The organism is Glycomyces sp. MUSA5-2 (assembly GCF_037034145.1).
GTDB lineage: Bacteria > Actinomycetota > Actinomycetes > Mycobacteriales > Micromonosporaceae > Glycomyces > Glycomyces artemisiae.
On the sequence record NZ_JBAGKG010000010.1, the window covers coordinates 147278 to 161968 of the forward strand.

The window sequence follows — 14691 nt, forward strand, 5'->3', positions numbered from 1 at the left end:
GTTCCAGTCGTCGTAGATCCTGTATGGAGCTGTCGTCCGGCCGGGCGGCCCCGCGGGGCCGCCCGGCCGGGGCGCTACTCGCCGTGGACGGCCTTGTACGCGTCGGTGTAGTACTGGCGGGCGGCCTCCCCGCCGTTGTTGAGATACGTCTCCACCATGTCGGGGATCGACGAGAGCTCGGCGCGGCCGAACGCGATGTCCTGCTGCTGGTCCCAGAGGGTCTGCCCGGCGGCCTTGGCCTCGGCCGGGGCTTCGATCCGCACGCCCTCGAACGCGTTCTCCATGGCGTAGTCCTGGATCGAGGCGTCGTACTCGAAGCGCGCGGCGACCATGTCGGGGTCGCCGGTCAGGAACGTCTCGACCTGGCTGCCCAGCGCCTTGTAGTGCACCGGGCCCTGGACGACCTCGCTGCCCAGCGTGGTGAACACGGGAGTGCCGTCGTCGCCGAGCGTGAAGTGCTCGCCTTCGACGCCGTAGTTGAGGAGCTCGTACTCCTTGGTGCCGAACGGCGACGCGCACCAGTTCGCGAGGTCGAGGATCTCCTCGACCTGCTCCCTGGAGAGGTTCTTGTTGAGGAAGGTCCAGCCGCCGATGCCCGCGGCCATCGCGACCGTGGGCGTGCGGCCCTTCGCGGCCAGGGGCGGGAGCGGCGCCACCGCGCCTTCGATCTCGCCCTTCTTGACCTTGATGTTGAAGTCGTTCCAGCGCACCAGGTTGTCCTGGGTGAACAGGACCTGCCCGGCCTCCTGGAGGGCGGCGGCGTCCAGGGTGCCGGTCGGCACATCGGGGTGGATGAGCTGCTCGTCCCAGAGCGTGCGGCGGAACTCCATCATCTCGGTGAACTCGGGCCGCTCGATGTTGTTGACCATCTTCTCCTGGTCCGGGTCCCAGTTCCAGCCGTCGGTGCCGCCGAGGCCGAACCACTGGCCGATGAACCAGTCGAGCTGGGCGAACGCCCACTTGCCGTTCGCGTCGTCGGACCAGGCGCGGGCCGCTTCGAGCAGCTCCTCGACGGTGGTCGGCATCGCGATCCCGGCGGACTCCATGAGGTCGGTGCGCGCGAGGATGCCGTTGCCCTGGCCGCCCGAGTAGCTCATGGGGATGCCGTAGATGCCCGCGGTGTCGGGGTCGTCGGGGTCCTTCGACCAGACCGACAGCCCCCACGCGGGCGTCGGGACCGCCGCCAGCAGCGGCCAGCGCTCCGAGATGTCGCCCTTCAGGATCTCGGTGAGGTCGTAGAACGAGTTGACGACCGTCTCTTGGAAGCTGCTGAAGGAGCCGGTCATGTAGCTGAAGAGCTGGATGCCGTCGCCGTACTCGTCGGCCTTGACCCACTGCACCGCCGTGTCGGCGAAGGTCATGCCGTCGCCTTGGCGCAGTTCGAGCTTGGTGCCGCCCCAGGCTTCGTACACCGCCGAGAAGTACGGGTCGTCCTTCGCGGGGGCCGGGCCCCAGCACGGCACGGTCAGCTCGTAGGAGCCGCCGCCCGCGGGCAGGTCAGTGACGGCCTGGACCGGCTCGGGGTAGGAGGTGAAGCCGGAGGGGTGGTTCGGCGGCTCGCCGACCAGGTCGGGTTGGACCGGGAGCGGCCAGTCCTTGTGGGTCGGAAGGAAGTCGAAGCCGGAGGTCGCCTGCGTGGAGCCCTCGCCCGACTCGATGTCGGAGCAGGCGGCGGCGAACGGGAGGCCCGCCGCGCCGAGGGCGCCTAGAGCGGTGCCCTTGAACAGGGACCGGCGCTTGAACGGCGTTGAGGGGGTAGGGGATTGCATGGAACTGTCCTCTCGCAGGCAGCTGCCCGGAGGGGAGTCGGCGGGCAGCGGGGAGCCATCGATTTGGTTTTGTTGATATATGAAACTAACCCGCGTCGTGGCCGCGCACAAGAGTTCGCGCCCCAAAAAATCTGATGACAGTGTTTACCACTGAAACAAACCGCCCCGGTTATGACTGGTTTGCCCAGAAATCGAGGCCCAATAGATTCAAGGGTTTGAGTGCTCGAATCTCATACATCGTATCTTTCGGTCCGGCGATACAGGGCGGCCCGCGCTCTTGCCCCCGAGGCGCCGGAACATTATCGTGAAGGTTCACTACCGCTGAGGAGGAGGCCGTGACGCCCGACCACCCGCGCGCTGCGCACCCGAGTCCTGTCGACCTCCGTGCGCCCGCGCACGAGCACTTCGTCCTTGGAAGAGGCCCGCTCCGAGCGGCCCTGCGCGGCCGACCCGGCATCGAGGACTTCGACCTCTCCCTCGACTCCGCGCGTCCCGCGGAGGCCGGAGCGTCCCCGGCGCTCGGCAGGCTCCGCTGGCACTGGGGCCCGACGGAAGCCCCCCTCGGCCACCGGCGCCTCGGCCTCGCGGATCTTGTGCGGATCGAGAACGGCCCGTATGCGATGGAGGCGTTTCTGAGCGCCGCCGACCGCGTGCTGGTCGCCGACACGACCGCGCCGGTGGTCGCGCAGGGCGGCTTCTCGTTCTCCTCGCCGCATCCGGGCGTCGAGGTCCGCGTCTTCGAGGACGGCGACGCCGAATGGCTCGTCGCCGCGGGCGCGGACCGGGCCGTGGCCGCCGCCTGGGACGGCCGCAGGCTCATCGTCGGCGCGGCCCGCGGCTTCCGCGGCGCCGACCTGCCGCCGATCGTCGAGGCCGCCCGCGCCGACGTGCGCGCCGCCCTCGGCGCCGACACGGACGCGCTCCGCCGCCGCGGCTCCCGCGCCGAACCCTCGACCGCGGGTGCCAATACGATGGCCCGCAACGGGGAAGGAGCGGTCACATGGCGAAGCGGGTGACGATCATCGACGTCGCGGAGGCGGCGGGCGTGTCCCGCCAGACCGTCTCGCGGGCGATGAACGACGCGTGGGGCATCAGCGAGTCGACGCGGCGGAAGGTCCTGGAGGCCGCCGACCGCCTCGGCTACCGCCCGAGCCGCTTCGCCCGCAACCTGGTGACCCGCGAGAAGACCCACGCGCTCGGCGTCATGGTGGCGTCCTTCGGCAACCCGTACTACACCGACATCGCCGCGTCCCTCCTCGCCGCCGCGGCCGAGCGCGGCTGGCAGATCATGCTCACGGCGGGGGAGAGCGGCGTCGAGGAGGCGCTGAGCCTCCTCGCGCCGCAAGTGGACGTCATCGTCGGCCACTTCGGCATCGCCGACGAGCGCCTGCGCGACGTGTGCGGCGGCCTCCCGGTGGTGCGGATGGAGTCCGAGGTCCCGCACGACGCCGAGCGCCTCCCCGGCTTCCACTCGGTCGGCCTGGACATGCAGTCCGGGATACAGGAGGCGGTCAAGGAGCTGCGCGACCGCGGGGCGCGGCGCTTCGGGATGGTCGAGTCCGGCCACTTCCAGCGGTACTTCGGAACCTACGAGCCCTCGGCGCGGCGCCGCTGGTACGAGGAGGCCGTGGGGGAGGCGCTGTCGGGCGTCGTCATCGGCGACGAGTCGATCTCCGGCGGCGGCAGGGCCTTCGCCGAGCTGATGGAGCGGCACCCCGACACCGACGCGGTGCTCATGTTCAACGACCTCATGGCCCTCGGCGCCGTGCAGAGCGCGCACGCGCTGCGCATCGACGTGCCCGGCCGGGTCCGCATCGTCGGCGTCGACGGCCTGTCGCTGGGCGAGGCGGTCGACCCGCCGCTCACCTCGATCGCGCTCGACCGCGACGAGCTGGCCCGGCACGTCATGGACATCGTCGAGATCCTCGCCGGCGCCGACTTCGCCCGCATCGACCCGATCGAGCGATCGGTGCCCTCCAGGCTCCTCTGGAGGGGCTCGGCCTGACCTCCGCCGCACCCTTGACACCACCGCTTCACGACCCTATCGTGAACCTTCCCGAAACTGGTTCGTGAAGGTTCACCACCCACCTTCGAAAGGCCCCCGCATGATCCGCGAGCACCGCTTCGTCAACGACGGCTGGACCTTCGCCTACGGCGAGCACCCCGGCGCCGAGCGCGAACCCGCCGACCCCGACTGGTTCGACGTCGGCCTGCCGCACTCCTTCGACCTGCCGGACTTCCGCGAGCTGCGCTTCTACATCGGCCACGGCTGCTACCGCCGCACCCTCGACGTGCCGGAGTCGTGGGCGGGGAAGTGGATCGCCCTGGAGTTCCTCGGCGTGTTCCAGACCGCCGAGGTGTTCGTGAACGGGCGGCCCGCGGGCCGCCACGACGGCGGCTACACGCCCTTCACCGTCGACCTCTCCGACCTCGTCCAACCCGGACCCAACGAGGTCTTCGTGCGGGTCGACAACCACTGGAACCCGCGCCTGGCGCCCCGCGGCGGCGACTACAGCTTCAACGGCGGCATCTACCGCGACGTCAGCCTCATCGTCGCCGACCGGGTCCGCATCGACTGGCACGGCCTCGGCGTCACCACCCCCGAAGCCGACCACTCGCGCGCCCTCGTGCGCGCCGCCGTCGAGGTCGTCAACGACGAGCCGCACCCGGTCGACGTGGACGTCACCGCCGCGATCGCCCAGGCCGGCAGGCCCGTCACCACGCTCGAACCGCAGCGCGCCACGATCCCCGGCGGCGCCACCGCGACCGTGGAACTCGAAGGGGCCCTTGACGACCCGCTGCTGTGGCACCCCGACCACCCCCACCTGTACGACCTCACCGCGACCGTCGCCGTCGACGGCGGGGCCCGCGACGCCCAGTCCACCGAGTTCGGCGTGCGCTGGTTCGAGTTCACCGCCGACCGGGGCTTCTTCCTCAACGGCGAGCACCTCGACCTCCACGGCGCCAACGTCCACCAGAACCGCGGCGGCTGGGGCGACGCCGGGACCCGGGCGGGCATCCGCCGCGACGTCGCGCTCGTGAAGGCCATGGGCATGAACATGATCCGCGGCTCCCACTACCCGCACCACCCGTACTTCGCCGCCGAATGCGACCGGCAGGGCGTCCTGTTCTGGTCCGAGCTCCACTTCTGGGGCATGGGCGGCCAGGAGGCCGAAGGCTACTGGACCGCCAGCGCCTACCCCGTCCACGAGGAGCACGAGGCCGACTTCGAGGAGAGCCTGCGGCAGTCCCTGCGGGAGATGATCCGCACCCACCGCAACCACGCGAGCATCGTCGTCTGGAGCGTCGGCAACGAGGCGTTCTTCACCAACGACCGCGTCGTCGACAAGGCGAAGGCGCTCACCGTGGAGCTCGTGGACCTCGTCCACATGCTCGACCCGACCCGGCCCGCCGCGGTCGGCGGCGCCCAGCGCAAGGGCTTCGACGTGCTCGGCGACATCGCCGGGTACAACGGCGACGGCGCCGAGCTGTTCATGGACCCCGGCATCCCGAACATCGTGTCCGAGTACCACGGCGTGCAGGGTCACGGCGCGGGCGAGTACGAGGTGAAGTGGCACCACGGCGTCGAGACCGACTACCCGTGGCGCTCGGGGAAGCTCTTCTGGTGCGCCTTCCATTACAAGACGATCGCCAAGGGCGGCGGCCGCAACGGCCTCATCGACTACTACCGGCTCCCGCGCCGCCCCTGGCACTGGTACCGCGAGCGCCTGCTCGGCATCGCGCCGCCCGCGTTCCCGCCGCCCGGCGAGGCCGCCGCGATGCGCCTGCGCGCCGACACCGGCGAGATCCCCACCGACGGCACCGGCGACGCCCAGCTCATCGTCGAGTTCCTCGACACGGACGGCGAGCGGGTCGCCGCCGAGCGGTCCGTCACGCTCACTGTCGTCGAAGGCGAAGGGCTCTTCCCCTCGGGCACCGCGATCACCCTCGGCGCCGAGACCGAGAGCCTCAACGACGGGGCCGTCGCGATCGAGTTCCGCAGCTACGTCCCCGGGCGCCAGCGCATCCGGGCCGCCTCGGACGGGCTCGCCCCGGTCGAGATCGAGCTGACCGCGGTCGGCGAGCCCCGTCCCGTCCGGCCGCGCCGGCTCGCGCCGCCCGCCCCGTACATCACCGAGGCGCCCGAAGGCGCGGGCACCTACTCGCTCGCCGACTACCGCCCCGTCGCCGCCAGCAGCGCCCTCCCCGGCCACGGCGGCGGCAACGCCACCGACCCGCGCAGCACCGAATGCTGGCGGGCCGCCGACCGCGGCCCGGGCGCGTGGCTCACCGCCAGCCTCGAATTCCCCTACGAGATCAACAGGATCGAAGTCCGCTTCGCCGAACCCCCGGTCCACCCGTGGATCCTCGAAACGAGCCCCGACGGCGACGCCTTCGAGCCGCTCCACCGCGCCGACGCCGGATCGGACGCCTCCCCGGAGTTCGAGTTCCCGGTGCGCCTCGCCAAGGCCGTCCGGCTCTCGTTCCCGGAGCGGCCGATCGACGTCGACTCCATCAAGGTCTACTGAACCGCCGAACCGGAGGACACCCGTGAACCGCTCCGCCGCAGGCCAGGACCTGCCCGACCTCATCGTCGGCGCCAACTACCACCCGCACGACTCCGACCCGGCCACGTGGCGCCGCGACGCCGCGATGATGCGCGAGGCCGGCATCCGCCTCGTCCGCCTCGGCCACCTCGCCTGGGACACCTTCGAACCGAGCGACGGCGTCTTCACCTTCGACTGGTTCGACGAGGTCATGGACCTCATGCAGGACCACGGCATCGCCGTCGTCCTCGACCTCGCCGTGCGGCCCGCGCCGCTGTGGCTGCACCGCAAGCACCCGTCGATCGACGTGGTCGACGCGAACGGCGACCGCCTCTACCCCAACCACCGGTACATGGACGACGTCGGCGACCCCGCGTTCCGCTCGCACGCGATGCGCTTCGCCGCCAAGGTCACCGAACGCTACGCCGCCCACCCCGCGCTGGCGGCGTTCGGCATCGACAACGAGCCCGGCGACGGCCCGATCTCCTACTCCGAGACCGTCAGGGCCCGCTTCATCGCCTGGTTGCAGGAGAAGTACGGCACCGTCGAGGCGCTGAACACGGCCTGGGCCGGGCACCGGTGGTCCCGCCGCATCGGCGACTTCGCCGACGTCGGCCTCCCGAAGTCCGGCGCGTACACCGGCGCCCCCGAGCGCGTGCTCGACTTCCGCCGCTTCGTCTCGCACGAAGTGGAGACCTACCTCGGCGAGCTCCTCGACGTGGTCGACGCGAACGCGCCGGGCGTCCTCACCACCACGAACATGTGGTACTACGCCGACGGCAAGCACTTCGACTACGCGCCGCTCGCCTACTCCGGGCGGATCACGCGCGCCGGGAACGGCTTCTACCCGGGCGGCACGGCCATCGGCGACGACGGCCTGCGCGGCGCCCTGTTCGGCATGGCCCGCATCCAGTACGAGAACACGACCCCGTTCTGGTGCACCGAGTTCACCACCATGATCGCCGTGCCCGGCTCGATCCGCAAGTCCGCGTACGCGTCCCTCATGCTCGGCAACCAGCTCGTGTGCGGCTGGACCTGGCAGACCATGCACGCGGGGGAGGAGCAGTTCCTCCAGGGCATGGTCGACTGGGACGGCCGACCGAACCGCAAGCTCGACGAGTACCGGCGGATCGCCGCCGAGTTCGCGAAGCTCCAAGGCCGCAGCTTCCCCTACCGGTCCCGCCCCGAGATCGCCGTGGCCCTCGACTTCCCGAGCCAGATCGCGAGCGCCGCCCTCCCCGAGCGGCACGACGCCCAGGCGCGGACCGCGTTCGACGCGGTCCTCGACCGCAACCTCGACGCGCGCCTGGTCGACCTCGCCCGCAGCGGCCTCGACTACAAGCTCCTGGTCATCCCCGGCGTGCTCGTCCTCGACGAAGCGGCCGCCGCCCGCGTCCGCGACTTCGTGGAGCGGGGCGGCACCGCGATCATGACCTCGTATTCAGCCACACTGAACGCCGACGGGCAGGCGTTCGCCGCCACCCGTCCGGGCCGCCTCGACGACGTCTTCGGCATCCGCGTCGGCTCCTACGAGGAGACCGCGATGCTGAACGAACTCGCCTTGGGCCGCACCGGCGTCGAGCAGCTCGACGTCGAGTACGACGGCCGCACGATCACCGCCGCGACGCCCCGGTTCGACCTCGTGGAACCCGGTTCCGCCGACGTCCTCGCCCGCGCCGCCGGGCTCGACGGGCGCCCGGCGCTCGTCACCGCCAACCGGTACGGCGCCGGACGCGCCGTCTACGTCGCGCTCCCGGCGCGGCGCGAGATCCTCGACCCGCTCCTGGACGCCGAACTCGCCCGCCTCGGCGTCGCCCCCGGCCCGCAGGTCCCTGCGGGCGTCATGGCCCGCGCCCTGGACGACCGGCACGTGCTCTACCTCAACCTCGACGCCGAACCGAAACCGATCGCGTTCCACGGCAAGGGCACCGGCGTGCTCGCCGACGCGCGCCACGACGGCGGGTTCACCCTCGGCGCCTACGACGCCGAGGTGGTGGCATTCGAATGATCTGCCGCTTCCGGGCGCTCGTCGGCGAGACGGCGGACCGCCTCCTCCACGCCGATGAGGTGGTTCGCCATGCGCACCCGGGCCGCGTCGGCGTCGCCGCTGCGCAGGGCCCGCCAGATCGCCAGGTGCTCCTCGTGCGCGCGGCGGTCGGCGCCGTCCTCCCGCAGGCTCCGCCACAGCCGCTCGCGCACCGTGCGCCCTGCCAGCGCCTCGATCATCCCCGCGAGCAGGGTGTTCCCGGAGTGGTCGGCGATGAGGCGGTGGAACGCGATGTCGATCTCGATGATCCGCTCGTGCTCCTCGGGCTTGGTGTCGAGGATCAGCTGCGCCTCGTCGAGGAGCGCGTCCGCTTCATCGAGGGCCTCGCCGGTGATGCGCGGGGCCGCGAGGCGGGCCGACTCGCACTCGAGGAGCCGCCGGATCGCGTGCACCTGCTCGGCCTGCCCCTCGCCCTGGAGGTCCACCAGGAACCCCAGCGGCGCCAGCAGTTTCGAGACGTCGAGGCTGGTCACATAGGTGCCGTCGCCCTGGCGGGTGTTGAGGACCCCGAGGATGGACAGCGCGCGGACGCCCTCGCGGAGCGAGCCGCGCGACACCTCCAGCGTGGCGGCGAGCTCGCTCTCCACGGGGAGGCGCTGGCCGGGGCGCAACTCGCCGCGGAGGATGAGCTGTTTGATGCCGTTGATGACGTCGTCGGTGCGGGACATGGCAGCAGTATGGCCGAGTCGGGCGGCCCAGTGCAACCGGCTGCCGCCCTACAACGCTGAAATAATCCAATGACTGAGGAAGCAATTCCGACAAACGGCGAGATAACACAGGTTTTTTCCGCGGCGTTGACGGAAAAGATCGAATGTATATAGGATTCCGACGCGCAGTTCACCGTCGCACCGCCCCGAGGAGGCCCCCCATGACCGACGACGCCAGCGCCTACGAGCCGACATGGGCCTCGGTCGAACGGCACGACCCCGTGCCCGAGTGGCTGAAGGACGCCAAGTTCGGCATCTACTTCCATTGGGGCGCTTACAGCGCGCCCGCGTTCCAGAGCGAGTGGTACCCGCGGCACATGCACGTGCCGGACACGAAGGAGCGCGCGCACCACGAAGCGGTCTACGGCGACCCCGCCGACTGGCCCTACCACCGCTTCATCAACGGCGGCGCCGACCGCGAGGGCCGGCACGTCCAGTTCAAGCCCCGGCTCACCGCCGACGGCGGCGCCTTCGACCCCGACGCGTGGGCCGCCCTGTTCGCCGCCGCGGGCGCCCGCTTCGCCGGACTCGCCGCCGAGCACCACGACGGGTACTCCCTGTGGCCCAGCGAGACCAACGAGTGGAACTCCGTCGACCGCGGCCCCGGCCTCGACCTCGTCGGCCTCCACGCCGACGCCATCCGCTCCGCCGGGCTCAGGTTCATGGTCTACATGCACCACGCCTACCACTTCACCGGCTACTTCGACCACGTCGCGCCCCAGACCGACCCGAGCCTCCGGAAGCTCTACGGCCAGCTCGACAAGGCCGAGCACGAGCGCCTCTGGGTCGACCGGCTCAAAGAGGTCATCGACCGCTACCGGCCCGAGCTCATCTGCCAGGACTTCAACCTCGACAAGCTCGACGAGGCGAGCCTGCTCGAATTCCTCGCCTACTACTACAACCACGAGTCCGACTGGGGCACACAGGTCGCCACCACCTACAAGGACGGCATGAACGACCGGGCCGCGATGTTCGACTACGAGCGCGGCGGCCCCGCCGGCCTCCACGAGCCCTACTGGCTCACCGACGACAGCATCTCCGACTCCAGCTGGTGCTACACCGAGGGCATCGGCTACTACCCGGTCGAAGTCCTGGTCCACTCCCTCGTCGACCGGGTCGCCAAGGGCGGCACCATGCTCCTCAACGTCGCCCCCACCGCCGAAGGCGTCATCCCCCCGGAGCAGCGGGAGCTCCTCCTCGGCATCGGCGACTACCTCGCCCGCTTCGGCGAGTCCGTCTACGACACCCGGCCCTGGACCGTGTTCGGCGAGGGCCCGACCACCATGGGCGGCGACAACTTCGTCGCACCCGTGCGCGGCACGAGCGACGACCTCCGGTTCACCCGCAGCAAGGACGGCACGGTCCTGTACGCGACCGTCCTCGACTGGCCCGGAACCGAACTCGCGATCCCCACCCTCGCCGCCGGACGCATCGACCTCACCGGCCTGCGGCGCGCGCTCCTCCTCGGCCCCGCCGCCGGAGCGGCCGTCGACCTGCCCGGCCACCGCCAGGACGACACCGGACTCCACCTCGCCCTCCCCGCCGCCGAAGCCCCCTTCGCCTCGCCCGCGTACGTGGTCAAGCTCGAATTCGCCGACCGCGTCCCGGACCTCGCGACCGACTGACCCCGAGTGCGCCGGGGCGATTGATGCAATCAATTCATCCCATCAACGGTAGTCCGATGGGATGAAACGGATGAACATCACCGTTTTCGATCCCATTGGCGAAAGGATGCAAGAAAAGATCTGATGTTTTTGCGCCTCAAGTATTGACGTGAGGAAGCGCACGACTTTACCGTTACAGTTCCAACCGGACCGCAAAGGAGCGGGTGTGAGCACCACGAACCAGAAGCACCTGACGACAGGATCCGACCGGTGACCGCCGCGGCACCGGCGCGCACCGCCGCATCGACGGCGCGCGAACGCCGCAGCCGGACCCGCAGGCGGAACCTCCGCCGCCACTGGCAGCTCTATCTCCTGCTCGTCCTCCCCGTCGCGTACTTCGTCATCTTCCAGTACATCCCCATGGCGAACAACGTGATCGCGTTCAAGGACTACAACGTGGTCCAGGGGATCTGGGGCTCGCCCTGGGCAGGCCTCAGCCACTTCGAGCGGTTCTTCGCCAACCCCGTCGCCTGGGACCTCATCCGCAACACGCTGATGCTGAGCCTCTACGGCTTCCTCGCCGGGTTCCCCGTCCCGATCCTGCTCGCGCTGGCGCTCAACGAGGTCCGGGCGCGGTTCTTCAAGCGCACCGTCCAGATGGTCACGTACGCCCCGTACTTCCTCTCGACCGTCGTCGTCGTCTCGATGCTCATCCTGATCTTCACGCCCCGCATCGGATTCATGGCCGACGTCATGGGCTTCTTCGGGGTGAACGCGAACCTCCTCTCCGACCCGAACGCGTTCCGCTCGGTCTACGTCTGGAGCGACGTGTGGCAGACCGCCGGGTACTCGGCGATCATCTACATGGCCGCGCTGGCGGGGATCGACCCGAGCCTGTACGAGGCCGCACGGCTCGACGGCGCCTCGCGCCTGCGGAAGATCTGGCACGTCGACCTGCCCGGGATCGCCCCCACGGTCGTGGTCGTGATGGTCCTGTCGGTCGGGAACATCATGGCGGTCGGCTTCGAGAAGGCGTTCCTGCTCCAGAACCCGCTCAACCTCTCCACCTCGGAGATCATCGCGACCTACACGTACAAGATCGGCCTGCTCAGCGCCGACTTCAGCCTCGCGACGGCGGTGGGGCTGTTCAACTCCGTGATCAACCTGATCCTCCTCCTGGCGGTCAACGCCGTCTCCAAGCGCATCACCGGCAACGGCCTGTGGTGAAGGGAGCGCCTGCAATGACACTCGAAACCGCGACCCCGCCGGCCGCTGCGGCGACCGAGAAGCCGAAGCCGCGGCGCCGCCGCTCCACGACCGTGCAGGACACGCGCGTCGACCGCGTCTTCATGGTCGGCGTCTACATCCTGCTGTCGACGTTCCTGCTCATCGTGTTCGTGCCGCTGATCAACATCGTGGCCAGCTCGTTCTCCAGCCCCGCGGCGGTCTCGGGCGGGCGGGTGTTCCTGTGGCCGGTCGAGTTCACGTTCATCGGCTACGAAGCCGTGCTGAGCAACGACCAGATCCTCACCGGCTTCGGGAACTCGGTCTTCTACGCCGTGGTCGGCACGCTCGTCAGCGTCGCGCTCACCGTGATGATCGCCTACCCGCTCTCGCGCACCGAACTCGTGGGCCGCAAGGTCCTCATTGGCGGCGTCCTGTTCACGATGCTGTTCTCCGGCGGCCTGATCCCGACCTACATGGTCGTGCGCGCCCTCGGCCTGCTCGACACCCGCTGGGCGATCATCCTGCCCGCGGCGATCGGGGCCTGGCAGGTGCTCATCGCGATGACGTTCTTCCGCTCCTCGATCCCCGGCGAGCTGTACGAGGCGGCGCAGCTCGACGGCGCCTCCGACCTCCGCTTCCTGTGGTCGGTGGTGCTGCCGCTGTCGAAGCCGCTGCTCGCGGTCATCGCCCTCATGTACGGCATCGGCCAGTGGAACTCGTACTTCTCCGCGCTGATCTACCTGCGCAGCGAAGACCTCTACCCGCTCCAGCTGGTGCTGCGCGACATCCTCATCGTCAACACCCGCGGCGGCACGAACATCGCCGACCAGCTCGCGGCCCAGCAGATGGCCGACCTGATGAAGTTCTCGCTCATCGTGATCTCCACGGTGCCCGTGCTCCTCGTCTACCCGTTCGTGGCCCGGCACTTCACGAAGGGCGTGATGCTCGGCTCCGTCAAGGGCTGACCGCGCCCACTCCTCATCCCCGTCACCACTCCTCATCGAAAGGCAGTCAACGATGACCAGCAGATTCGCCCGAGCCGCAGCGGCGGGAACGGCGCTCGCCGTCGCCTCCCTCGCATTCGCCGCGTGCTCCTCCGGACCGGAGACCACTCCGGACGACGTGATCACCATCTTCGCCCCCCAGGACTCGGCCCAGGGCCAGGACCTAGAGAACAACGCGTTCACCGAACTGATCGAAGAGAAGTTCGACGTCGACCTCAAGTTCGAGACCACCAACTGGGACGGGACCGCGGCCGCCGAGAAGCGGCAGATCTCCCTCGCCAGCGGCGACTACCCCGACGCGTACATGCTCATCCCGTGGGTCGACCAGTTCTCCATGGAGGAGCTGGTGAAGCTCGGCGGCCAGGGCGTGATCCTCCCGCTCGACGACCTCATCGGCGAGGACACCCCGAACCTCACCGCCGCGTTCGAGAAGGAGCCCGGCTTCGAGGAGCTGGCGACCGCCCCGGACGGCAAGATCTGGGGCATCCCCGCGTGGAACGACTGCTACCACTGCTCGTACCCGTCGAAGCTGTGGATGAACTCCGAGTGGCTCGCGCGCCTAGGCCTGGAGCAGCCCACCACGCCCGAGGAGCTGCGGACCGTCCTTGAGGCCTTCAAGACCCAGGACCCCAACGGGAACGGCCAGGCCGACGAGATCCCGCTCTCCGCATCGGGCGGCGCCACGCTCCTGTCGTACCTGATGAACCCGTTCCTCTACACCGCCGAGATGTACTCGAACGCGGAGGGCGTCAACCCCTCCGCCCTCGGCGCCGTGAACGGCCAGGTCACGTTGCAGGCGACCCGCGACGAATGGCGCGACGCCATCTCGTACGTCACCTCCCTCTATGCCGACGGGCTCATCGACGAGGGTGCGTTCACGCAGAACGGCGACGCGCTCACCGCCAAGGGCAACAGCGCGGAAGGCGTGATCCTCGGATCGGTCGCTGTCATGCACCCGTGGTTCGTCAGCGCCGACAACGAGGACGGCCGCTACGCGCAGTACGACCCGGTCGCGCCGCTCGCCGGCCCCGGCGGCGACGACACCTACTACAGCGGTGGCGGCGCGGGCGCCGCGCCCGGCGCGACCTTCGTGATCACGAACCGCTCCAGCGAGGCCAAGCAGCAGAAGCTCATGCAGATCGTCGACTTCATGGTCTCCTACGAGGGACACCTCCAGGCCGAGTTCGGCGTCGAGGGCGTCGACTGGGTCCAGCCCGAGGAGGGCGATGTGGCCCTCGACGAGTCGCTCGAACCGAACTTCGAGCTTACGACCGCCCCCAGCGGCGAGCAGCTGAAGAACGCGTGGGGCCCGATGGCGCAGTTCTTCTCCGACGCGGAGTTCCGCAACAGCCAGGTCACCGCGACAGACATCTACACGGCCGAGGGCTACGAGCGCCGCCTCTTCGAGGCCACGAAGCTCTACGAAGGACACGAGTCCGCCGAGCTGTTCCCCTTCTGGGAAGTCAAGATCACCGGTGACACCGCCACGGAGCTCGCCACGATCCAGACCAACATCGAGAACTTCATCGTCCAAGCGAGCGCCGAATTCGTCACCGGCGTCCGCGACATCAACAGCGACGCCGACTGGGACGAGTTCCAGCAGAACCTCACCGACCTCGGCGCCGACCGCTACGTCGAGATCTACCAGACGGCCTGGGACGAGACGAAGTAGTCCCCGCCCGCCACGACACCGGCCCGTGTCCCCTTTCGGGGGACACGGGCCGGTGTGCGAGCGGTTGTTGTCGGACCCGTCGGCGAGGATGGCGCCTACGGTTCCCCTCTGGGT

10 protein-coding genes are annotated in these 14691 nt (G+C 69.7%); 8 read left to right on the plus strand and 2 right to left on the minus strand.

Translation table 11 applies throughout. The annotated features are described in order from the left end of the window. Positions 1-74: 74 nt before the first annotated feature. Positions 75-1769, minus strand: a complete 1695-nt coding sequence (locus tag WA640_RS24830) for a hypothetical protein (RefSeq protein WP_335991433.1) — start codon at positions 1767-1769, stop codon at positions 75-77. 335 nt (positions 1770-2104) lie between these two features. Between WA640_RS24830 and WA640_RS24835 the strand changes: the two genes are divergently transcribed. From WA640_RS24835 to WA640_RS24850, 4 genes are all read left to right on the plus strand, one after another. After that, positions 2105-2785 carry a hypothetical protein gene (locus WA640_RS24835; protein WP_335991436.1) on the plus strand — a complete coding sequence of 227 codons (681 nt, stop codon included), beginning with the start codon at positions 2105-2107 and terminating at the stop codon, positions 2783-2785. Then, positions 2770-3774: a LacI family DNA-binding transcriptional regulator gene (locus WA640_RS24840; RefSeq protein ID WP_335991438.1), complete on the plus strand. Its 1005-nt coding sequence runs from the start codon at positions 2770-2772 to the stop codon at positions 3772-3774. Before WA640_RS24835 ends, WA640_RS24840 begins: the two co-directional genes overlap by 16 nt. Positions 3775-3874: 100 nt before the next feature. Continuing rightward, entirely contained in the window at positions 3875-6298 is a 2424-nt protein-coding gene (locus tag WA640_RS24845; protein ID WP_335991440.1) for a glycoside hydrolase family 2 protein, read from the plus strand. 22 nt (positions 6299-6320) lie between these two features. Next, a complete protein-coding gene (locus WA640_RS24850) occupies positions 6321-8324 on the plus strand; it encodes a beta-galactosidase (RefSeq protein ID WP_335991443.1) in 2004 nt (667 codons plus the stop codon). Here WA640_RS24850 and WA640_RS24855 read toward each other — a convergent pair. Further along, the gene (locus WA640_RS24855) at positions 8294-9031 is read right to left on the minus strand and encodes a FadR/GntR family transcriptional regulator (RefSeq protein WP_335991445.1); all 738 of its coding nucleotides are present in this window, start codon (positions 9029-9031) and stop codon (positions 8294-8296) included. The genes WA640_RS24850 and WA640_RS24855 overlap by 31 nt on opposite strands. 200 nt (positions 9032-9231) lie before the next feature. On the opposite strand from WA640_RS24855, the gene WA640_RS24860 reads away from it, so the two are divergent. From WA640_RS24860 to WA640_RS24875, 4 genes are all read left to right on the plus strand, one after another. Then, entirely contained in the window at positions 9232-10695 is a 1464-nt protein-coding gene (locus WA640_RS24860) for an alpha-L-fucosidase (RefSeq protein ID WP_335991447.1), read from the plus strand. 249 nt (positions 10696-10944) lie between these two features. Continuing rightward, positions 10945-11901 (plus strand): ABC transporter permease, encoded by a 957-nt coding sequence (locus tag WA640_RS24865; RefSeq protein ID WP_219926950.1) that lies wholly within the window; start codon positions 10945-10947, stop codon positions 11899-11901. Positions 11902-11915: 14 nt separating this feature from the next. Further along, positions 11916-12866, plus strand: coding sequence for a carbohydrate ABC transporter permease (locus WA640_RS24870; RefSeq protein WP_335991450.1), 951 nt, complete (start codon positions 11916-11918; stop codon positions 12864-12866). Between the two features lie 52 nt (positions 12867-12918). Next, complete coding sequence (locus WA640_RS24875) at positions 12919-14577, plus strand: hypothetical protein (RefSeq protein ID WP_335991451.1); 1659 nt, start codon at positions 12919-12921, stop codon at positions 14575-14577. The last annotated feature ends 114 nt before the right edge of the window (positions 14578-14691 follow it).